Origin of the sequence: Pseudomonas sp. D4002 (assembly GCF_013385665.1) — a bacterium.
Lineage (GTDB): Bacteria > Pseudomonadota > Gammaproteobacteria > Pseudomonadales > Pseudomonadaceae > Aquipseudomonas.
This window is the reverse complement of sequence record NZ_JACAPN010000015.1, coordinates 349,733-371,148: the sequence shown is the minus strand read 5'-3', so window position 1 is coordinate 371,148 and position 21,416 is coordinate 349,733. Positions and strand designations below refer to the sequence as shown.

16 protein-coding genes are annotated in these 21,416 nt (G+C 62.0%); 5 read left to right on the top strand and 11 right to left on the bottom strand.

Annotated features, from left to right (window positions below):
* Nucleotides 1-173 precede the first annotated feature (173 nt).
* Entirely contained in the window at nucleotides 174-3,266 is a 3,093-nt protein-coding gene (locus tag HX824_RS09570) for a transglycosylase domain-containing protein (protein ID WP_177027758.1), read from the top strand.
* 135 nt (nucleotides 3,267-3,401) lie between these two features.
* On the top strand, nucleotides 3,402-8,507 hold the full coding sequence (locus HX824_RS09565) for an NEL-type E3 ubiquitin ligase domain-containing protein (RefSeq protein WP_177054468.1): 5,106 nt from the start codon (nucleotides 3,402-3,404) through the stop codon (nucleotides 8,505-8,507).
* Nucleotides 8,508-8,520: 13 nt separating this feature from the next.
* Here HX824_RS09565 and HX824_RS09560 read toward each other — a convergent pair whose 3' ends face one another.
* The 9 genes from HX824_RS09560 to HX824_RS09520 are packed head-to-tail and all read right to left on the bottom strand — an operon-like array spanning nucleotide 8,521 to nucleotide 16,189.
* Nucleotides 8,521-9,492 carry a fimbrial protein gene (locus HX824_RS09560; protein WP_177054467.1) on the bottom strand — a complete coding sequence of 324 codons (972 nt, stop codon included), beginning with the start codon at nucleotides 9,490-9,492 and terminating at the stop codon, nucleotides 8,521-8,523.
* A gap of 36 nt (nucleotides 9,493-9,528) precedes the next feature.
* Nucleotides 9,529-10,062, bottom strand: a complete 534-nt coding sequence (locus HX824_RS09555) for a fimbrial protein (protein WP_087692798.1) — start codon at nucleotides 10,060-10,062, stop codon at nucleotides 9,529-9,531.
* Between the two features lie 10 nt (nucleotides 10,063-10,072).
* Nucleotides 10,073-10,552, bottom strand: a complete 480-nt coding sequence (locus HX824_RS09550) for a fimbrial protein (protein WP_003216426.1) — start codon at nucleotides 10,550-10,552, stop codon at nucleotides 10,073-10,075.
* A gap of 14 nt (nucleotides 10,553-10,566) precedes the next feature.
* On the bottom strand, nucleotides 10,567-11,064 hold the full coding sequence (locus HX824_RS09545) for a fimbrial protein (protein ID WP_003216424.1): 498 nt from the start codon (nucleotides 11,062-11,064) through the stop codon (nucleotides 10,567-10,569).
* Between the two features lie 10 nt (nucleotides 11,065-11,074).
* The gene (locus HX824_RS09540) at nucleotides 11,075-11,656 is read right to left on the bottom strand and encodes a fimbrial protein (RefSeq protein WP_003216422.1); all 582 of its coding nucleotides are present in this window, start codon (nucleotides 11,654-11,656) and stop codon (nucleotides 11,075-11,077) included.
* A 21-nt stretch (nucleotides 11,657-11,677) separates the two neighbouring features.
* A complete protein-coding gene (locus tag HX824_RS09535) occupies nucleotides 11,678-12,430 on the bottom strand; it encodes a fimbria/pilus periplasmic chaperone (RefSeq protein WP_177054466.1) in 753 nt (250 codons plus the stop codon).
* Nucleotides 12,427-15,039 carry an outer membrane usher protein gene (locus HX824_RS09530; RefSeq protein WP_177054465.1) on the bottom strand — a complete coding sequence of 871 codons (2,613 nt, stop codon included), beginning with the start codon at nucleotides 15,037-15,039 and terminating at the stop codon, nucleotides 12,427-12,429. Before HX824_RS09530 ends, HX824_RS09535 begins: the two co-directional genes overlap by 4 nt.
* Before the next feature lie 16 nt (nucleotides 15,040-15,055).
* Nucleotides 15,056-15,616, bottom strand: a complete 561-nt coding sequence (locus HX824_RS09525) for a fimbrial protein (protein WP_177054464.1) — start codon at nucleotides 15,614-15,616, stop codon at nucleotides 15,056-15,058.
* A 51-nt stretch (nucleotides 15,617-15,667) separates the two neighbouring features.
* Entirely contained in the window at nucleotides 15,668-16,189 is a 522-nt protein-coding gene (locus HX824_RS09520) for a fimbrial protein (protein WP_023659208.1), read from the bottom strand.
* 540 nt (nucleotides 16,190-16,729) lie between these two features.
* Here HX824_RS09520 and HX824_RS09515 point away from each other — a divergent pair.
* The gene (locus tag HX824_RS09515; RefSeq protein WP_003216412.1) at nucleotides 16,730-17,278 is read left to right on the top strand and encodes a PadR family transcriptional regulator; all 549 of its coding nucleotides are present in this window, start codon (nucleotides 16,730-16,732) and stop codon (nucleotides 17,276-17,278) included.
* Nucleotides 17,275-18,024: a siderophore-interacting protein gene (locus HX824_RS09510; RefSeq protein WP_177054463.1), complete on the top strand. Its 750-nt coding sequence runs from the start codon at nucleotides 17,275-17,277 to the stop codon at nucleotides 18,022-18,024. Before HX824_RS09515 ends, HX824_RS09510 begins: the two co-directional genes overlap by 4 nt.
* A 71-nt stretch (nucleotides 18,025-18,095) precedes the next feature.
* Here the strand turns inward: HX824_RS09510 and HX824_RS09505 are convergent, their stop codons facing one another.
* The gene (locus HX824_RS09505; protein WP_177021802.1) at nucleotides 18,096-18,737 is read right to left on the bottom strand and encodes a Pr6Pr family membrane protein; all 642 of its coding nucleotides are present in this window, start codon (nucleotides 18,735-18,737) and stop codon (nucleotides 18,096-18,098) included.
* A gap of 1 nt (nucleotide 18,738) precedes the next feature.
* Complete coding sequence (locus HX824_RS09500) at nucleotides 18,739-18,975, bottom strand: VF530 family DNA-binding protein (protein ID WP_003216406.1); 237 nt, start codon at nucleotides 18,973-18,975, stop codon at nucleotides 18,739-18,741.
* A gap of 378 nt (nucleotides 18,976-19,353) precedes the next feature.
* On the opposite strand from HX824_RS09500, the gene HX824_RS09495 reads away from it, so the two are divergent.
* The gene (locus HX824_RS09495; RefSeq protein ID WP_177054462.1) at nucleotides 19,354-21,372 is read left to right on the top strand and encodes a TonB-dependent receptor; all 2,019 of its coding nucleotides are present in this window, start codon (nucleotides 19,354-19,356) and stop codon (nucleotides 21,370-21,372) included.
* The last annotated feature ends 44 nt before the right edge of the window (nucleotides 21,373-21,416 follow it).

Sequence of the window (21,416 nt, the reverse complement as noted above, 5' to 3'; positions counted from 1 at the left end):
CCGCATTTCTTCAGGAAGATCTTCATGGCAGGTTTTGGGGCTGCTGCGCAGCCCAACGGGGGACAAGCCCCCTCGCCACAAACAGCATCACACTCACAAATCCCCCCCACTCGCCCACCACCGTCTAAGCTTCAACCAAGTCCGATCAATCTACGTAAATGGATCAATCGACTATGGGCGCTTTATGGCAAAACGCTTCGACCAAGGCTGCGGTATCCACCGATAGCCCGGATGAACAGCCGTTGCCACAAAGCCCTCCTCCCCGCCGACGGTTGTGGTGGCGGCTGTTCTGGCTGGTGCTGCTGATTGCGCTGATCGCCCTGGGCTTTGCCGCCCTGCGGGAAATGCGCACTTCAAGGTTGCAGGCCAAAACCTTCTCCGACATTGCCTCAACCCTCACCTACCAAATGCATTCGGGCCCCAGCGATGCGCGGGTTTACCCTGGCGCCGGGCCCTTTGACAAGCGCCTGGGCTACAGCGCCCTCGGCGAGTTCCTGCCGCGCTTGATCAAGCGTGACTACCTGATCCAGGCTCAAGCGCGCTTCTCTCCCGACCTGATGGCCTACGCCCAGCGCGGCCTGTTCGTGCCCTACCCGGAAAAGATCCAGGCCGGCCTGACCATCACCGATTGCCGCGCCGCGCCGCTGTATCAGTTCACGTATCCACAACAGTTCTACCCAAGCTTTGCGGCGATCCCGCCGGTGGTGGTCAGCAGCCTGCTGTTTATCGAAGACCGCGACCTGCTGGACCCGAAAAACCCGCAACTCAACCCGGCCGTGGATTGGCCGCGCTTTGCCAAGGCCGCCTGGTCCCAGGTGGCGAAGCTCTTGCACCTGCCCGGCCAGACGGCAGGCGGCAGTACCCTGGCCACGCAGCTGGAAAAATACCGCCACTCGCCCGACGGCCTGACCCTGTCCGGCGGCGAGAAAATCCGCCAGATGATTTCTGCCAGCGTGCGCGCATATCAGGACGGCCCGCAAACCCTTGCCGCTCGCCAGGACATCGTGCGCGACTACCTCAACAGCGTGCCCCTGTCGGCGGTACCCGGCCATGGCGAAGTGCACGGCATGGCCGAAGGCTTGCGCGTGTGGTACGGCGCCGACTTCAACCAGACAAACGCGCTGCTCATCGGCACCGACCCCAAACAGCTGCCGCAAAAGGGTCTGGCGTTGCGCGAGGTGCTGTCGCTGATGATCGCCCAGCGTCGCCCGTCTCACTATCTGTCCAAGGGCCACAAGGAACTGGCGGACCTCACCGACAGCCACATCCGCCTGCTCGCACAAAACAACGTGATCGACCCGGCGCTGGCCAGCGCAGCCCTCGCCAGCAAAGTCACCTACCGTGACTGGCAGCAACAACCGACGATCCAGCCAATCGAAACCAACAAGGGCATCAGCGTCGCCCGCACTCGCCTGGCCGCCCTGCTCAACCAGCCGCTGTACGACCTCGACCGACTCGATCTTTCTGCCACGAGCACCTTGCAAGCCGACCTGCAAAGCCAGGCCAGCACGTACCTCAAGCAACTCGCCGACCCCGCCTTCGCCGCGCAGATCGGCCTGCTCGGGCCCACGCTGCTGACGCCCGCCAGCACCGCTCAGGTTCGCTACAGTTTCAACCTCTACGAGATGACACCCGACGGTGCCCGCGTGCGCGTGCAAACCGACAGCACCGACCAGCCATTCGACATCAACGAAGGCAGCAAGCTGGAACTGGGTTCAACCGCCAAGCTGCGGGTGATGACCACCTACCTGCAAATCGTCAGCGAGCTGCACGACAAATACGGCGCGATGCCGGCTGCCCAGTTGCGCAAGATTCCGGTGGACGACCAGGACCGCATCACCCGCTGGGCCCTCGATTACCTGATCCAGAACAGCGACCGCAACCTGCCGGCCATGCTCGACGCCGCCCTCAATCGCCAATACTCGGCCAACACCGGCGAAGGCTTTTTCACCGGCGGCGGCATGCACCACTTCCACAACTTCCGCAGCCAGGACAACGGCCGCAATCCCACCTTGATCGAGGCCCTGCGCGAGTCCATCAACCTGCCGTTCATTCGCTTGATGCGCGACCTGGTGCGCTACACCACCTACCAGGGCCCGAACAACAGCGCCGAGTTGCTCAAGGACGACAACGACCCGCGCCGCCAGGAATACCTGGCCCAGTTTGCCGACCGCGAGGGCACTACGTTCCTGCTCAAGTTCTGGAAAAAGTACCGCAACAAAGATACCCAGGCGCGCCTCGATACTTTCCTCGATGGCATGCACCCCACCGCCATCCGCCTGGCCGCCGTACACCGCTACCTGCTGCCCAACGCCAGCCAGGCGAGTTTCAACAGCTTCGTCCGCTCGCACTTGAGCAGCGTCAAAAGCCCTGAAAAACTCACCGACGAGCGCCTCGAAAAGCTCTACCAGAATTACGGCCCCGGCGCCTACGACCTGCCTGACCAAGGCTATATCGCCAAGGTTCACCCGCTGGACCTGTGGCTGATGGGCTACCTGCTGAACAACCCCGACGCCACCTTCACCCAGGCCACCGCCGCCAGTGAACACGAGCGCCAGGAGGTTTACAGCTGGCTGTTCAAGAGCCGCCACAAGAGTGCCCGCGACAGCCGCATCCGCACCATGCTGGAGATCGAAGCCTTCCTCGATATTCACCAGCGCTGGCAAAAAGTCGGCTACCCCTTCGACCATCTGGTGCCGTCGCTTGCCACGGCCATCGGCAGCTCCGGCGACCGCCCGGCGGCCCTGGCGGAACTGGTGGGGATCATCCTCAACGATGGCGTACGCCAGCCCACCCTGCGTATCGACAGCCTGCGCTTTGCCGCCGACACCCCGTACGAAACCCGCTTGGTCAACGACCCCAATCGCGGCAAGCGCGTGATGCCTTCCGAGGTGGCCACGGCACTCAAGGGGGCGCTGTCCCAGGTGGTGGACGCCGGCACTGCACGGCGCGTGTCCGGCAGCTTCAAACTGGCGGACGGTACGCCGTTGGCCATGGGCGGCAAGACCGGTACCGGCGACAACCGGATCGAAGCCATCGGCGCCGGCGGGCGGATTCTCAGCTCCAAGGCGATCAACCGCACGGCGACCTTCGTGTTCTACATCGGCGAGCATCATTTCGGCACGCTGACCGCCTTCGTCCCCGGCGCTTCGGCCCAGGGTTTCAAGTTCACTTCGGCGTTGCCGGTACAGGTACTCAAGGGCATGGCGCCGATTCTTACGCCCTATCTGCAACCGGGCAACAACAGCTTATGCAGCGTGCGCTGATGGGCCTATCCCTGCGCTTTTCACTTGCGGATTACTGAGGGATCCGCCGCGGTTTCCACCCACTATTCAAACTTATCCGCAGCCGTGCCGGTGCATAGACTCAAGCCTTCTTTTTGAGCTCTACAGGTTGCCCCCATGGCCGACATACCCGACCAGTCCCTGCACCACGCGTTTATCGAAAACGCCCTGCCGCACTGGCTGAAAACCACCTCGCCACTCCGCCTGCGCGCACTCAACGACGTCGCCCGCCAAGGCATCCGCCACTATCCCCATGCCAGCGCCAACCAGCATCAAGCGCTCAAGCCCGCGATCGCCGCACACTGGCAGCAGCAGGCTGCGATGGACCAGCGATTCCAGGCATTGACCGACGTGTACGCCTTCGCCGAACCGCTGCTGAAAAATGCCTTGAAGGCCTATGGCGAGATCGACGTCAGAACCACCTGCCTGCGGCTGTATGCCAGCGCCAAAGTTGCCTGGTGGGTGCACGATTTCAATCGTGGGGAGCAAAGCAAAACCCTGTCGCTGCTGGACGTCGCGCTGGCCAACTTTGCCGCCTCGGACACCTTCGTCAATTACGCCTTCCTGTCCGCCGAAGACCCACGCGGGCAGCGGGATACATTGACCTTGCGCCACTCCATCACCGGCGCCGTATTGACCGCTGAACAGTTCAAGCACATCTGCCGCACCCTGGACCTGGGCGCCCGCTACCAGAAAAGCCTGCGCCAGGCCCTGGGGTTCTATGACCCGGCGGTGACCCGGACCGTGCGCCTGCAGATGATTGCCACTCAGAAGACTGCCCTGGGTACAGCGGCGCACCTGGCCTTGATCAACCGGGACATCGACGCCGATGCCCACGGCGCCGTGCTCGACCTGATCGCCGGCCGCGTCGCGCTGCTGGACGGTCAGGCGCTTGGATGCCATACCCTGAGCCTGATGAACACGGCATTGACCGGCATCCTGTTGCTGTTTGTCCCGCAGCCCACCCGGCCCGTCGGCAAGGTGCTGGTGTACATCCCCGCAGACCCCGAACACCCTCTGAAGCAATACCCTTCGCCTGCGGCCTTCCTCAGCCACCTCACGGAAAAACTGCGGGACAGCCAGCGCTACCAGACCTTCTTCAGCCAGTTCATCGACCACGCCAGGCGCGGTGAATTCTTTGCCGGGCTCAATACACGCTTGAGCCGTGTGCGCTGGCATCAAACCGCCCACACCGACCCGCGCCCCAGCTGGCGCGACACCCCGATCACCCAGCCAAACCTGCAATTCAGCGTGCAGGCTATCGGTGACGATCACGTCAATCGCTCAACGCTCGCCGCCGAAAATGACCTGTGGAATTACCAGTATCGCCTCAAGTTGAACAAGATCGTCAACGATGCCCTGGACATCGCCGTGCCCACCGCCACCGCCGACCGCCACGCGCGCTGGGCCTGGTGGGACAACCTGGAAAAAATCCTCGGGGATATCTTCAATGCGGCGCTGCTGGTGCTGACGCCCTTCGTGCCGCTGCTGGGGGAAGCGATGCTCGCCTACAGCCTGTACCAGATCACCGACGAGGTGTTCGAGGGGATTGTCGATTGGGCCCAGGGGCGCGGTGCCGAGGCGGCGGAGCAAGTGGTCGCGGTGGCCGACAGCGTGATCCAGTTTGCCTTGTTCGGTGCTGCCAGCCAGTTGGGCCATGTCGCACGGCTCAAGCTCAGCCCCTTCGTCGAAGGCTTGCGCCCGGTGGTGCGGCCCGACGGCAGCACGCGCCTGTGGCACCCGGATATTGCGCCCTATGCTGTGAAACACCTCGACCAGCCGCCCATTGTCGACGGCCTGCACACCCATCGGGGCAAGCAGATCCTCGCGCTGCAAGGTGCTCACTTCGAAGTGCAGGCAGACCCTGAAACCGGCGACACGCGTATCGCTCACCCGGAGCGCGCCAACGCCTATCAACCCCTGGTGCGGTTCAACGGCGACGGCGCCTTCGTACATGAAGCCGAGCAACCGCGCACCTGGGACAGCGCCACGCTGATGCGCCGCCTGGGGCCGCGCACGGCGCCCTTCAGCAACCAGCAACTGCAGCAGATGCAACGCATCAGCGGTGCCGACGACGGTGTGCTGCGCAACCTTTACGTGCAAAACCGGCCGACCCCGCCGCTGCTGGAAGCGACCCTCAATCGCTATGAAGCCCAGCGCGCTGCCACACAGACCGTGCACACCATTCGCGCCGGCGCACCGCTGCCGCTGGATGCGACGTCCGCCTGGTTCGAGCAGACCATCACCGAGCTGCCGGGCTGGCCCCAAACCAAGGCATTGGAAGTGTTCGTGCGCTCGGACAAGAGCGGTGACTCCCACAAGTACGCCAACCCGCAGGCATCGCCGGCCGACACGCTGCAATTGAGCCTGGCCGAGGTGATGTCCAGCGAGTTGCCGGCGCGGGTGCTGGAGTTTCTCGATGAGCCGTCGATCAGGCACCTGCTGGGCGGCGACGTGCCGCAAGCACTGCGCGTGCAAACCTTGCGCGATCAACTGGCGGACTCGGTGGCGCGCCAGACCGGTGACATCGCCGACTACATCCATCAGGCCCGCCAGGTCAGCGCCGATCCCCATGGACGCCGTTTGCGCGAGCAGGTCAGCCCGCTGGACCGGCCGCTGGCCGACACCCTGCTGGCCGGCACAACCCCGGCCGAACGGCAAACCCTGGACCACCACGTACCGCTGCGCCTGCTCAATCAGGCCAGGGAACTGAGCTTCGCCCAGCACAGTGTCCAGGCCTACGCGGGGTTCTTCCCGCCCTGGGCGATCACCGAAGGTACCGAGCGCCTGGTGCTCAATACCCTCAAGCGCTACAGCGATGGCTTTGGCGACCTGCACCTGCAAATCCGCGATCGCCTGGTCAGCGGTACGCTGCGTTGTGAAGCCGGGCCGGCCGATGCCCGCCGGCGCCGGGTGCTGGTGCGCCAGAACGACATGGGCTACGAACTGTTCGATCAGCAGGGCCAGCGCCTGCATGGGCCGGATACCCTGTATGAATGCCTGTTGCGCGCGCTGTCCGAAGCGCAGCAACGTGAACTGGGCTACCGGCCCGGCCAGGGCGCCGGGCTCAAGCATTGGCTGATGGAAACCCTCGAACCCCTGGCCGAACGGCGCCGGGTGCTGGCCGAGCCACCGCTGCGCAGTACGGCAGATGTGCAGACCACCACCCTGCTCGGCGGCGCGGCCCTCGGCGGGTTGCGCCGCGCCCAGGAGCACTTGGGCCAGGCCCGCGCCCGGGAGGTGCTGGCCAGTCTGTTCCCGACCCTGGAGGAGGAACGCCTGCAGCGGTTCCTCAATGAGATCGGCCCGGGGCTGAACAACGATGTCCTCAATCGCCTGGTCCTGCAGCGGCACAACCTGTACCGGGAGCTGGAGCAATGGAAGCGCCTGCCCGGCCCCCATCCCAAAAACAGCCGCATGGCCCGGGAGGAAAAACTGCGTAAAAATATCATTGCGCACAAACTCTATCGCTGCTGGGAAGACCGCCTCGCCGAGCACCGCGACGACTTGGGCCAGGTGCAGAGCGGCGCGAGCCTGGACCTCAGCGCCCTCGACCTGCCCGGCAGCCTGCCGCTGCTGGGCAATGGTTTCGAGCACGTCACCCAACTGAAGCTGGCCAACTGCATGTTCAACGACAGCCAGTGGCCCTTTCTGCAGGCATTCCCGTCCCTGCGGGAGCTGGACGTCAGTGCGAACGAACTGACGCGGCTGCCCGAGCCCATCGCCAACATGCGCTACCTGCGCGACCTCAACGTGGGGGAAAACCAGATCACGCTGCTCAACGGCGACGTTGCGCGCCTGAAAAACCTCAAGCACCTGCGCAACCTGAACCTGTACCGCAACCCGCTGACGCAGCCACCGAACATCTCGAAAATGCCGCACCTGCGCCGCCTGTTCCTGAGCCGCACCCCCATCACCCAATGGCCCACCGGGCTGTTTGCCCACCCACGGGAGGAGGGTTTCCTGCTGGACCTGAGCCAAACCCGGATTGATCATGTGCCAGCGCTCATGGCCGATAGCGCCGAGGCCCGGACCGTCGCCCATACCCGCCTGGACCGCAACACCCTGCTCAACGACCAGCGCCTGCTGTACGAGCAGTACCGCGAAGCCGCCGGACTGGACCCCAACCGCAGCTATGAGCCCCGTGGAGAGAGCGGCCCGTGGCTGGAACGGGTCAGGCCGCCGTTACTGGGCAGGCGCCAGGAGCTGTGGCAAGCGGTGGAGCGCGAGCACGGCTCCCAGGGTTTGTTCGAGGTGATCAAGGCCCTTGAAGCGCCCGACTTCTTCCAGCGGCCCCAGGACATGGACACCTATTGGGACAATCTTGAAACGTTGCGCGAGCGCGTCTGGCGTTTGCTGGAGGCGGCCCACAACGATACGGCGCTGCGTGAAAAGCTGTTCAAGATGGCCAGTTTTCCCGGCCTGTGCGCCGACGGCAGTGCACAGATTTTCAATGACCTGGGCATCGAAGTGCTGGTCAGCGAAGCCCAGCGTTACTCCGCCTCGGCCAGCGAGCGCGAGGGCAAACTGGTGACGCTGGCAAAGGGCAATGCACGGCTCAAGCAATTGAACCGCATCGCCAGCGAGGACATTGCCCATCGGCTCAAACCCGAAGCCGAAGGCGGCCTCGGCCAATGGCTGCGTTCGCAACGACGGGAGGGCGTGATGGGTAACGTGGACGACGTGGAGGTCTACCTGAGCTACCAGACCTCCCTGGCCAAGCGCCTCGACCTGCCCTGGCTGTCGGAACACATGCTGTACCGCGACACCGGCGACGTAAAACCCACGCAGATCGAACAGGCCTACAGCACGGTGCTGGAGCTGGGCGAAGGCGATGGCCTGGTCAACCAGATGTTGCTGGAGCCCTATTGGGAACAGTACCTGCACGACCACCACCCGAACACCCTTGAGGCCAATGCCCGGCATTTCGACGAACAATGCGCACGCCTTGATGAACTGCAGGAAGCCCAGGCCAGGCTGGCCCAGGCCAACGGCTTACCCGCCGAGCAGAAGGAAGCGTTGAGGCTCACGCTGATCGGCCTCGCCGACGCCCTGGGTGTACCGCACCCGCAGGTGCTGACCGGGCAACCCATGACGGACGACAGCTACAACCTGCTGCTCAACGAACTGGGCTACCGCGAAAAACAATGGATGCGCGAGTTGACCCACCAGGCTTTGGAACGCCACAGCCAACAACGTAACCGCGTCACGCGCCAGGTCTGACCGTATGGGTGTGTCATGGCACCCCCATTACCAGTACGCCGCTGCCGTTCAACGGCCCCTCGACAGGCAGGGACCCCGCCTGCTTAACCAGGGCGAACGTTACAACGTCGCTCCCGGAACTGTTGGTGATACGGGTCAGGAACGAGCCATTGACTCGAACCGCAGTCCCCTGACGGACAAGGGCCGTGCCCACGTTCGGATTGCTCATCACCAGCGCATTGGCGTTGAACGAGGACGGCGTGCCTTTGTAGGTAATGGTGATCGGCGTGGTAATCCCCGGGTCCGGGCACCGGTAGGTGAGCGTGCGATCGGTACGAACGGTGGTTGATACGGGGTCGGTGCCTATCGCCCTCTGGTGCACGTTGCCGAAGTTGATTTCGATCGGTTGGTTATTGTTGATCGTGCACGACGACGGGGAGATGGTGAAGTCGTTGTTGGCGATGTACGTAAGCTGCAGGCTCGTGGAAAAGGAATCGTAGTTGTTGGTCTGGTCGAGACGTAACACGCCCAGAGTGTCACCTATTCGAATGTCGATCGGGTTGGTCGGGTTGTTGCGGATCAATATATAAGGGATGACATCGATCGAGATCGGAGACGTATTGTTAGGCATGGTCGCAATCCTGATACCCGCCTGGATAGGCGTGTTCCAATAACTGCCATTGATACGCAAGCCGGTCGTCTGGCTGACGAACTTCGGACCAGGCGACCAGGCCGGGCCGATCCTCGTCCCGGTGGCCCAGTAGTCCTGCCGTCCATCCGGGGTATAGCTGTCCGGTTCAAACCGGCATTCGATCCTCACCCCGGACAGGAGAATGCGCGGCTCATTCACCTCCAGCCGCACATTCACCGGAACCTGCAGGTTCAACGTCCCGCCAATGCTCACCCGTTGCCAATTGCCGCCATTGACCCGGCAATCAGCCGCTTTCACGGTCGTCGTGACGCCAGCCAGGGCAAGCAGCACAACGGCTCCAAATAGTCGTTTCATGTTGTTCTCTTTCATCCCATGCATAACGGTTTAGCGTTACGGATAATCCAGCGTAAACGTCGAAGTCACACGGTAGCTGCCGTGCCCGATGGTCTTGTCCCGCAGGGCATCCGGCTCACCCTGCACATAGGCCTTGAGCAGGATGACGTTGTTGCCGGGGCTCAATTTCTGTTCGTCGCCGACCTTGTTCACCGGCACCGGCTTGTCGCTCAGTGTCTCCAAACCCAGCCCGATACCAGAGGCACCGCTGCCACCGTCCAGCGCGAACAAACCGGGCAGCGCGCGGTTTTCCGCACCGTTGAACAGGATGGTCACCGAGTCGCTGATGGTGGTATTGCAGTCATCCAGGTGCAGGGTGAAACGTTTGCCCACTGAGCGTGTGTTGATGTAGAGGTGCTTGCTGGTCAGGTCCCACAGCTCCAGGGTGATGGCTTCATCGCCCGGGCGGATGGTGCAGGCCTGTTCCACCAGGTTGCCCTTGAACCTCAGGTTGTCCACCGCCTGCGCCGTGGCCGCCAGGCCGAAGGTCAGCAGCAGGACCAGCCCCTTATGAATCATTGCGTGTCGCATACACTCGCTCCTACTGGTATTCAGCCAACAGCGTGGCCACCGCCGTGAACCCTTGGGCCTTCAGGACCGAACCCGGCCGTTTGACCGGCACCACTTCCAAGGTCGGCGGTGCCGCCAGGCTGATGTCCAGCGGCGTGTTGAGGCGAAACGGCGCGTTGTTCTGATACAGCCGAATGCCCAGGTCAGGCGCAGTGGTCTGCAGGGCCGCGTTATCAAAGCTTGTCTCTGCGCCCTTGACGCTCAACTTCAATAGCCACGGCAGCGTGGAGGCGCCGCAGCGGATGGTGTAGCCGACGGCCCTGCGATATTTCACGCCATCAACACGCTTGGTGCCGACATCCCCGAAATCGACTTCAATCGTGCTGCCCGAATCAATCGTGCAGGGCGGCGGCTCGTTCAGCGTTCCGTTGAACGTCAGGTTGGCCGACGCAGCACTGAAAAAGCCGAAGCAACACAAGCCGAGCAACGTTCGCTGTGGCCAACATTTCATTGATCGTTTCCTCATTATTGGTACTCGATCACGAGGGTGGCGGCGGTCGCAAATGCCCCGCCCGTCAGCGTGCTGCCTGCGCGCTTGACCGGCACCGCCTGCACGGCCGGAAAGGTCGGATGGGTAAACCTGAGCGGCGTGTTCAGCGGCCAGTCCGCCCCATTGGCGAAGAGCTTGACCCCCAGGTCGGTCTTGGGGGTCGAGAGCACTTTGTTATCAAACCCGGCTGCCGCGCCCTTGAGTTCCAGGGTCATCGCGTTGCTGTAAACGGGAGGACTGCAGGTGACGGTATACGGCACGTCCCGTCGATAATTCACGCCATCAATCCGTGACGTCAGCAGGTCATTGCCGAACGGCACATTCAGCGTGCCGCCGCTGTTAATCACGCACGGTGGAGGTGCAATGATGGTCGCGCGGATCGTCAGGTTGGTATCGGCCTGCACGCCCTGGCTGACCGCCCACAGCAGTCCCGCACCGATAAAAATGGCCCACGGGCCGGTTAACCTGGTCATTGTTCTGCCCTTACTCATAATTGAGCCTGAAATCCACCACGGCCCGGAATGCACCGCTGGTCAGGGGTGCCGGGGTGCGCGTGGGCTGGACGTTCCAGGTCTGCGTGTTGCGGCCCAAGGGCAAGAACAATGGCTCCCCCCTTGAACCCAGCTGTACATCGCGCCCCTGGGAATCGGTCAGGCGCAGGCCCATCCCGGTGATGCCTTGCACCTTGACCAGCCGTGAATCATCGGCATCGGCTGGTGCGATGAACGCCACCGAGAGCACCGGTTGATAAGCACTCCATGTCAGGTTCCCCGTGCGTTCACTGGCGATGCGGCCGGCGGTGCGCCGGCAATCCTCGAACAGCAGTTGAAAGGCCACGGAGGTCGCCTGGTCACCCGGCCGTTGCAACTGGCTGGCCGACACCGGGCCCAGGTCGATCGTCTGGTGCAGGGATGCCATCTCCAGGCTGCAGGGGGTTTCATGCATGGACCCGAGAATGTTGAGCATCCCGACCATGCCCTCCACATCCTCGTCATCCGCGGCGTGCGCCGGCCCCATCAGGGCCAGCAACAGACCGCCCAAGACCTTCACTGTGTGCAACTTCATGACGTTCTCCGGCAGCAGGCACTACTGATTGGCCACAGACAGTTGCGTGTTCACCTTGCATGTCTCGCCACTGCAGGTGAACGCCAGCAGCGGACGGCCACCGTAATCATTCACGTAGGACAAATAGGGGGTGGTGCCGAGCTCCTTGGCAGTCGGCCCCAGGGCCTGCGTGCCTTTGGGCGGGACCATCACCGGCTCGAAGCCCGGTATGGTCTTGCCGTCCTTGCTGCTGCGCGCATCCACCAGGGTCACGTAGTAAGGCGTGGGGTTATTCACCCGGTAGTGATCGCCTTGCCGGGTAAGGGTCAGCTTTTCCTGCCATGGGTTGGACAGGTCCTGCTGGGTGGGGGTAATTGCCTGCGGCCGGTAAAACAATTTGATCCGGGTTTGCAGGGCGATTTGCAGGGTGTTGGGCTTGTCGCTGCGCGGCGGAATTTCCCGCAGGTTGAAGTAGTAGACCGTCTCCCGATCCTGGGGCAGCGATTTGGCGGCCGGCAACGCCTGGACTTTTACCTGGCTCTGCTTGCCGGGCTCCAGGCGTTGGACCGGTGGCAGCACGATCAACGGCGAGGTGATCTTGTTGCCCTCTTCATCCTCGATCCAGCCCTGGGCCAGGTACGGCAACTGGGGGTTGTTGTTGGTGATGTTAACGCTGGTTGCGTCTTTGCCACCGTCGAAAATCACGCGGGTACGGTCCAGGCCGACAGCGGCGTTGGCGCTCTGGCTCAAGACCGTCAGCAGTAGTGCGTAGGTAAAACGTATGTGGTGTTTCATGAGGATGGGTTCTCCATAGTGTTTCGCTGGCCGGTCAGGCTGGCTCGCTCGGGTGAGGCTTGATCGACGGCTACCCTCTGGCAGCGCAGTTGCAGGGCATCGGTGAACGCATCCGTTGGCAACTCGACAGGCAGCGTCAGGACGCAACGCTCGGTGCCGCCCCAGCTGACGATCATCTGCTCGCCGGCCTGAATGCCGCTCAGGTAGACATCCCCGCCGTCATTCACCACCCCGGTGTCCTGCTGCTTGCGGTTTTTCACCGTGGCGCCGAAGGGCGGTGCGCTGCCATCCGGCAGGCGAAGAACCGCCATGGCCTTCTGGCCGGAAATCACTTCCAGGGATCGGTAGCCAATGGCCCCCTCGGTGAGGGTCAGTTGCGTCACGGATTGAGTGGCCTCGACATCGCTGGGCAATTTCTCCAAGTCAACACTGGCCGCCGTACGCTGGTAGCTGGTGATGTCGGAGATGACCGCCTTGCCGAACGCGTTGCTGCGGGTCGGCGTGCCGTAGCCCCGCACGGGCACATCGGGCACACCGGCGGTATCGACCAGCAGCCGGGTTCCGCCGGTACTGGTGGTTCGATGCAGCGCCCCGCCGTAAGGCGTGAGCGTGCCGCCGCCACGCACGGATGCGCTGAGGGTGCGGTTATTGCCTTGTTGCGTCGTGGCGCTGAGGTCGATGTCGGCCTGGTCACCAATATGGCTCAGGTAGCCGCTGGCCGAGGTGTCGCTGGCACTGACCTGGTAGCTGTTACGTTCATCCAGGCGATCGGCGTAGCGTGTGGTAAAGCTGTTTTTGCCGCCGGCCCTGTTGGCATCCATCGACAGGGTGCCGGTGGGTCCCAATGGCAGGCTGACCGTCAGCGCTGCTCCGTTGTCCTTATATTGGTATTCATGGGTGCGATATAAATTCAGCGACAGGCTCATGTTCCTGACAGAGCCCACGTTGAAGTAACGAGACGCCGACAGGTTCCAGCGCTGGGTGTCCGGCCGGTTCCAATAGGTTTGTTTGTTGTAGCTGGCATACACCGTGGTGTTCAGATCGCGGAACTGTTTGTTCACCGTGACCGTATACAGCGCCTTGTTACCGCCAATGGGTTTCCAGTGTTCAATGAAGTTACCGTCTTCATCGAACACGCCGCGCCCACCCAATTCACCGTTCAGCCCATAGTGCCGAGCATCCAGGTATTGGCTCATGCTCAAGTAGTTCTTCTCGGAGAACCGGTAACCGGCGAAGGTGACCTGGCTGTCGTACTCTTCAAAGTTCTTGGAATATTGAAGGCGGTAGGATTTGCCCGAAAGTGTCTGGTTCCACAGGCTGGCGCGAGACTGGGTGACGTCCAGGGAAACGGCCCCGAACGCCAGCAAATCCCGCCCCGCCCCCACCGACAGCGCACGGTAGTTGTTATCCGTTATCGCACCGCCCAGCAGCGACCAACCATTGCTGATTCCCCAGGAAAACTCGCCGGTGCCGAAAAAGTCACCGTGGGAGTGGTACTGCAGGTTGGACGGTCGCCCGGCAGACAGCTTGTAACGAACCTGCCCGGGACGCGTCAGGTAGGGAACGCCTGCCGTATCGAGCTGGAATTTCTGTACCGAACCGTCCTGCTCCTCGACCCGCACATCCAGCGTGCCGGACACGGCGTCGTTAAGGTCCTGGATCCGAAAAGGGCCTGCCGCCACCAGCGTTTCATAGAGCACACGCCCCTGCTGGCTGATGACAACCTTTGCATTGGTCTTGGCCACCCCGACCACTTCCGGTGCATAGCCCCGCAGGTTGGGCGGCAGCTGGCTTTCGTCTGACTTGAGCCCGGCACCGGTAAAGCGGAAGCTGTCGAACAGGTCCGAATACAGGTAGTCCTCGCCCAACACCAGGCGTGCCTTCAGCGCAGGAATGGCGCGATATGCGTAATAGCGACTCCACTCCAGTTTTTGCCGGCTGGCCTGCGCCTCGCGGTCTTTCTCGACACGCCCTTGCCAATCCGCCCGCAGGCGCCAGGCCCCGGCATTGGCCCCGAGTGTGCCGTTACCGCTGAGGTCATTGCGCGTACCGTCACCTTTGCGGTAGCTGGACTGCGCCGTCATGTTGTAGTCGACCAGCAGCCCCGGCACCCCCTCGTCCCAACGTGACGGCGGGTCCCAGTTGATGGCGCTGTATTCCAGGTAGGCCTGGGGAAGGTTGATGTCCAGGGTGGACGTGCCCAGGTCGGCACTGACTTCCATGCCGGGCAAGCCCGTGACATCCAGGCACTGCCCGCCCTTCCACCACTTCAGCTGGTCAGCACCGGACGCCTTGAGGCCCAGTTGCTCGACAAGCTCGCGCGATAAACAGGGCACACTGCCTTTGGGATCATCATCGGGGGCAAAGAACGCCACCGATTGTTCAGATATAGGTTGGGTATTGAGCTGGACCACCATCGAGTAGGTGCCAGGCAAGATAAACCCACTGCGTGCAAACTGAGACAGGTCAATATTGGAGCGATCAATCAGATCAAGAACGTCGGTATTAAACTCAATATCCCCGGCGCCCATTGCAGTTCCAGCCAGTGATATCAACCCGCCAAAGAGGCTGGGGCGCAGCGTATTCATGACTTTCGACGTATTCAACATACACGCAACTCAATCTTCAAAAGTATTCCAACTTGAACCGCACTGCCGCGCGGTGAGCCCCTGCCAACAGCGGCACTCCGTTGCCCACCAGGCGGAGCCTGTAATGAAGTGTCATGTCGCCATCAACCAACGGCAGCAGCGCCATCGGCACTCCCGGCACACTCACCTGGCCAGCGGCGTCCTCAATATGGAAAGCAACCCCCTGCGAGGCCCCAAAGGCCGCAAAGGTGCGCCCGCCCATATCGCTGGGCCCGTCGAACGTCACGCGAAGATGCTCCCAGTCCGGCAGCGTTTCGCCGGGGCGCAGCGGGTCGGGACGCGTCACGGTGCAGTTGACCAGCCGTAGCTGGAACGGCTGCATTTGCCCCGCGCCCTCTCGCAACAGGCGGCCGATGGGTTCGGGAGGCATGTCGATGGTCTGATCGGCAGTGACCGCTTCCAGCCCGCAGGCCGAGTCGATGATCTCGCCTCCCAGCGTGACGAGCCCATCGCCTTGCACACGCGTCTGCGCGGCATCACAAGGGCTGATGAACAACGTCAATGAAGAGGCAATAGCGAGACTTATGAATGTTTTCACCTTGATCTCCCGCCAGTTTTCCCCCGCCACCAGTGGTGGCGGGGGAAACACTTACTGATAAGCCAAGGTGAAGTTGGTGACCGCGCTGAAATCACCAGGAACGATGTCGCCTGTCGCCTGGCCTTGTACGTAGGCGCCGAACTGCAGGGTGTTATTACCGGCAACAATGGCCTGCGGAGTGGTTGGCACGCCCAGCTCAATCGCTTTGCCGCCGTGGGTCATCATGATGCCGATGCCGCCCGCGCTGCCGACCGTGCCGATGCCGCCAGGCACAACGCTGGACGGTGCACCGGTGAAGGTAGTGGTCACGGTGTTATCGGTGAGGCCAGACAGGTCGCACCCTTCAAGCTCGATCGCCACGGGGCGGGCGGTGGACTTGCCGCCGGATTGCAACTGATGCTTTGCAATAGCGCCAAGTGCAACTGACTGATCCACAGACTCAGGCTTGATAGAGCAAGCACCCGAATGGACCGAACCGGTAAATGTAATCGTCCCGTCCGCCGCATTAGCAACAGAGATCGAACCCGCCAACAGGCCGACAGTCAACAGCGCAGCTTTTACTTTAGTCTTCATTTGCAGAGGCTCACATGTATTAAAAATCAAAACGAAATCCTGGCTTAGTTGCGCACAGGACTTAATTAACCCAGCGCCAGAACAATTTCCTGAAGCAATGGAAATCGGATGCTTTCCAATTACTTGTATTGCAATTCAGGAGTTCGTTCGAGGCCGGGCAATTATCCATTTCGATTTTGAATATGAAAGCCGGTCGATTCGCTTATTCACGTAGCCTTGTCACACCAAGACACATAGGAAAATTATGGCACTTTGCCAAAACTTTTGAATCAACCGTAAGAAACGGACTACATCAACTTAACGAGAATGATTTAGTGCAGAACAAGTCCGTAAGAATAGGATTACATATTATAAAAAACAACAGTAATTACTGGGGCACGCCAACTAACAAGTTGGCGAATATGTCGAAAGGGTCAGTGCGCTGATCGGCCCGTTTCGAGTCCCGTCTCACAAGACGCGAGATGACCGTTCGTCTGCCGGGGTTGCGGCGGCAATAAGATATATCTTACGTTGTATCTAAACCAAACGAGAGCACCCGAAATGAGAGACCATCATTCACACCGCGACCCCGGTGACAGCCGCGACGGCTTCGACAAACGTCCAGGCCGCGAGCGCGGCGGCCGTGGCCCACGGGTCTTCGCCCCCGGCGACCTGAAACTGCTGCTGCCGGCGCTGATCGCCGAACAGCCGTGCCATGGCTACGACCTGATTCGCCGGATCGAGACCCTGTTCGACGGCGCCTACAGCCCCAGCCCCGGCGTGATCTACCCCACGCTGACCTTTCTCGAAGAAAGCGAACTGATTACCGGCGACGCCGAAGACGGAAAAAAACGCTACACAATCACCGACGCCGGTCGTCTCTTCTTAAGCGAACAGGCGGTTGCCCTCGAAGGCATTCGCATGCGCATGGATGTGAGCAAACGTTCGCTGCGGGGCCAGGACCGTCCGCCGGAAATCCACGAGGCGGTGCATAACCTGCGCCACGCCTTGCATTCGCACCACGGGCGCTGGAGCCCGGAAGAAATCGTTCGTGTCGCGGCGCTGCTCAACAGCACCGCCCAAGCCATTGCCGACGGGAAAGCTCAATGAATACCCAAGCCATCCACCGCGTGACCCACGAAATCAAACGCCGCCGCCTCGAAGTGCTGCGGGTGGTCGACATCACCCCGCGCATGCGCCGCATCACCCTGGGCGGGCCGGAACTGGCGGGCTTTATCAGCCTGGGCAGTGACGATCACATCAAGCTGCTGTTCCCACAGAACGCCGCCGAACAAGCGGCGCTGGACAGCCCCGACTTCAACCTGCGCGGCGACGGCCCGCAACCCGCCATGCGCGACTACACCCCACGCCGGTACGACCTGGACATCGGCGAGCTGGACATCGACTTCGTGCTGCATGGCGATGGCCCTGCCTCCACCTGGGCCGAGCAGGCCAAGGTCGGTCAGCACCTGCACATCGGCGGGCCGCGTGGCTCGATGATCGTGCCGGATATCTTCGACAGCTACCTGTTGATCGGCGATGAAACCGCGATTCCGGCGATTGCCCGGCGCCTGGACGAATTACCGGCGGGGCGCAAGGTATTGGCGATGATAGAGATCGCCAATGCGGCGGAACAGCAGCCGCTGGCCAGCGCTGCCGAAGTGGAAGTGATCTGGGTGGTGCGCGGCCAGGATGACCTGCTCGAGACGGTGCAGAACCTGACGCTGCCGGGCGGTTCGCTGTACAGCTTTGTCGCCACCGAGAGCAAGCTCTCGCGCCAGCTGCGACGGGTGTTGCTGGACACGCACCAGGTCAATGAGGCATTCCTCAAGGCCGTGGGTTACTGGCAACAGTGATCCCTGTAGGAGCGAGCTTGCTCGCGAAGAACCTGAGAGCGCCGCGTTAAACCAGACACACTGCGTTATCGTTAACGTTCTTCGCGAGCAAGCTCGCTCCTACAGATTTTATCCAGCCCCACCACGCCCAGAGCAATCAGCACAAACCCCACCAGAATCCCCCCGGCATTAATGAACACCTGTGGATAACCCAGGGTGTCCACGTTAATGAACGGATACTGATACAGCCCCCACACATACCCGCGCAACAACACATAGGCGAAGTACACCACCGGGTAAATCACCCACAGCCCGATGTGTTTGAGGCGCAGGCTGCCCTTGGGCACGCACCACCACCAATACGCGACAAATACCAACGGCATCACGTCGTGCAGCAGCTCGTCCGCCACAAACTGCACCCCCGCAGGCTGCCACATGTGGCGCAACAACAGGCTGTAGGCGAGGCTGACCACGACAATGCTCACGGCAATCCCGCTGCTGACTACGGGCCCGAGGAAGAACCGGCTCGCCGCGGTTGGCCGTTGCACCCACGCATGGGTCAACACCACCGCCACCAGGGTGTTGGTGAGCACGGTGAAGAAGCTGAAGAAATTCACCAGGCCCGGCAACAGGCTGGCGCCATCGACCCAGCGGAAGTAGAAAATGATGTACTGCTGCAGCGCCAGGCCGGCCCAACCGCCGAGGGCTGCGAGGCCGATAAGGTGACGTTTCACCTCAGTCCTCGACCGGTCGCTTGGTGCGCATCAACTTCACGTACAAACCTTCGACCTTCTCCCGCGCCCACGGGGTCTTGCGCAGGAACGACAGGCTCGACTTGATGCTCGGGTCACTGGAAAAACAGCGGATGTTGATGCGCTCGGCCAGGCCTTCCCATTGGTAATGCGCCACCAGCGCGGTGAGGACCTGTTCCAGGGTGACGCCGTGCAGTGGGTCTTTGTTTGTCGCGGTCATGCCGGGCCTTTTGTGCAGAAAAGAAGAAAACGAAGCCGCGCACCTTAGCGGACGGGCCGTGCGGGTGGAAGCGTTGCCTTCACTATAGGCCACTGTTCGATCGTTCCCACGCCCTGCATGGGAATGCCGAATTGGACGCTCTGCGTCCCGCGGTCGACGCAAGTTTTAACCCTGCGCAATGGTGACGCAGAGCGTCACGGCATGCATTTCCACGCAGAGCGTGGGAACGATCGGCGTGGGAGTGATCGAGCGGGGTTTGGGAAAGTTCCCCTTGGCAGGGAAAAAAGTGATGTTATATTGTAACGATAACTATCAAAGGGTATCGAATCCCTTACCGTTTGCAGCCTTCTCTTTTTGCCGTTTGCCAAGGAACGACCGATGTCCCTCTCTTCTCTCTGGCGCCTCACCCCGCTGGCCGCCGCCCTGTTGATCACCTCCCAGGCCAACGCCCTGGAACTGCAACCCCAAGTCATCACCGGCAACCCGCTGGGCAGCGAAACCCTCGCCTCGCCCACCACCGTGCTGGAAGGCGATGACCTGACCCTGCAACAAAAAGGCAGCCTGGGTGAAACCCTGAACAAGCAGCCCGGTGTGTCGTCGTCGTACTTCGGCCCGGGGGCCAGCCGGCCGATCATTCGTGGCCAGGATGGTGACCGCATTCGCCTACTGCGCAACGGAGTCGGCGCGCTGGATGCCTCGTCGTTGTCCTATGACCACGCCGTGCCGCTGGACCCGGTCAACGTCGACCGCATCGAAATCGTGCGTGGCCCGGCCGCCCTGCTCTATGGCGGCAGCGCCATCGGCGGCGTGGTCAATACCTTCGACAACCGCATCCCCACCGAAGCCATCGAAGGCATTCACGGTGCCGGTGAATTGCGCTACGGCGGCGCCGACACCACCCGCAGCAGCGCTGGCAAACTGGAAGCCGGCAACGGCACCTTCGCCTTGCACCTGGACGCCAGCGCGCGGGAATTCAACGACCTGAAAATCCCCGGCTTTGCCCGCAGCCGCCATGCACCGCCAAGCGACGACGGTGAAGGCAAGAACGGTCGCCTCGGCAACAGCGACGGACGCCAGGACGGTGGTGCAGTCGGCGGTTCCTACACTTGGGACGACGGTTACGCCGGGCTGTCCTACAGCAACTACGACAGCAACTACGGCTCCCCGGCCGAGCAGGACGTGCGCATCCGCATGAAGCAGGATCACTACGCCTTTGCGTCCGAAATCCGCAACCTGCAAGGCCCGTTCACCTCGGTCAAACTCGACGCCGGCTATACCGACTACAAGCACATGGAAATCGAAGGCGGCGAGACCGGCACCACCTTCAAGAACAAGGGCTACGAAGCCCGGGTGGAAGCGCGACACTTGCCGATCGGGCCGTTCAACGGCGTGGTGGGTGCCCAAGTCAGTCGCAATGAATTCTCGGCCCTGGGTGAAGAAGCCTTCGTGCCGCAGACCGATACCAACGCCGGCGCCCTGTTTATCCTCGAAGAAATGCAGGCCACCGAGCGCCTCAAGCTGAGCCTCGGTGGGCGCCTGGAACACACTAACGTCGACCCGGACGGCAAAGGCAACGCACGCTTCGTCAATGCCGACAAATCCGCCGACTTCACCGCCGGCAGCCTGTCGTCCGGCGCGGTGTACACCCTCACGCCGATCTGGTCCCTGGCCGCAACCCTCGGCTACACCGAACGTGCCCCGACCTTCTACGAGCTGTATGCCAACGGCGCTCACGTCGCCACCGGCACCTATGAACTGGGCGACGCCAACCTGTCGAAAGAAAAAGCCGTGTCCAGCGACCTGGCACTGCGCTTCGACAACGGCACCCACAAGGGCAGCTTCGGCGTGTTCTACAGCCACTTCTCCAACTACATCGGCCTGCTGGGCAGCGGTCGCACCTTGAATGACGAAGGCGAGGAAGACGCCGGCGGCATCCCTGAGTACAAATATTCCGGTGTGCGTGCGCGTTTCGCAGGCTTTGAAGCCCAGGATCACATCAAGCTGGGGGAAGGTGCCTACGGCAAGTTTGCGCTGGAACTGTCGGGCGACTACACCCGTGCAACCAACCTGGACACGGGTGAAGCGTTGCCCCGCATTGCGCCGTTGCGTTTGAACAGCGGCCTCTTGTGGGAACTGGATCGCTGGCAGGCGCGTATTGACGTTGAACACGCGGCGGGCCAGGGGCGGGTGCCGGATAACGAAAGCGGTACCGACGGCTACACCACGTTGGGCGCCAGCGCCGGCTACCGCTTCAATGTCGGCGGCAGCCAGTGGCTGGCGTTCGTCAACGGCGAGAACCTGACGAACCAGACCGTGCGCTACGCCAGTTCGATCCTGCGGGACATCGCCCCGGCGCCGGGTCGAAGTGTGCAGGTCGGTCTGCGTACCACCTTCTAACTGACTGCACTCGGTTAAAACTGTGGGAGCGGGCTTGCTCGCGA

Bases quoted from the DNA above. Each gene is read 5' to 3' on its own strand.
- HX824_RS09530 (WP_177054465.1), bottom strand. From the start codon at position 15,039: ATGTTGAATACGTCGAAAGTCATGAATACGCTGCGCCCCAGCCTCTTT.
- HX824_RS09555 (WP_087692798.1), bottom strand. From the start codon at position 10,062: ATGCGACACGCAATGATTCATAAGGGGCTGGTCCTGCTGCTGACCTTC.
- HX824_RS09510 (WP_177054463.1), top strand. From the start codon at position 17,275: ATGAATACCCAAGCCATCCACCGCGTGACCCACGAAATCAAACGCCGC.
- HX824_RS09570 (WP_177027758.1), top strand. From the start codon at position 174: ATGGGCGCTTTATGGCAAAACGCTTCGACCAAGGCTGCGGTATCCACC.
- HX824_RS09550 (WP_003216426.1), bottom strand. From the start codon at position 10,552: ATGAAATGTTGGCCACAGCGAACGTTGCTCGGCTTGTGTTGCTTCGGC.
- HX824_RS09520 (WP_023659208.1), bottom strand. From the start codon at position 16,189: ATGAAGACTAAAGTAAAAGCTGCGCTGTTGACTGTCGGCCTGTTGGCG.
- HX824_RS09560 (WP_177054467.1), bottom strand. From the start codon at position 9,492: ATGAAACGACTATTTGGAGCCGTTGTGCTGCTTGCCCTGGCTGGCGTC.
- HX824_RS09515 (WP_003216412.1), top strand. From the start codon at position 16,730: ATGAGAGACCATCATTCACACCGCGACCCCGGTGACAGCCGCGACGGC.
- HX824_RS09500 (WP_003216406.1), bottom strand. From the start codon at position 18,975: ATGACCGCGACAAACAAAGACCCACTGCACGGCGTCACCCTGGAACAG.
- HX824_RS09535 (WP_177054466.1), bottom strand. From the start codon at position 12,430: ATGAAACACCACATACGTTTTACCTACGCACTACTGCTGACGGTCTTG.
- HX824_RS09545 (WP_003216424.1), bottom strand. From the start codon at position 11,064: ATGACCAGGTTAACCGGCCCGTGGGCCATTTTTATCGGTGCGGGACTG.
- HX824_RS09565 (WP_177054468.1), top strand. From the start codon at position 3,402: ATGGCCGACATACCCGACCAGTCCCTGCACCACGCGTTTATCGAAAAC.
- HX824_RS09540 (WP_003216422.1), bottom strand. From the start codon at position 11,656: ATGAAGTTGCACACAGTGAAGGTCTTGGGCGGTCTGTTGCTGGCCCTG.
- HX824_RS09495 (WP_177054462.1), top strand. From the start codon at position 19,354: ATGTCCCTCTCTTCTCTCTGGCGCCTCACCCCGCTGGCCGCCGCCCTG.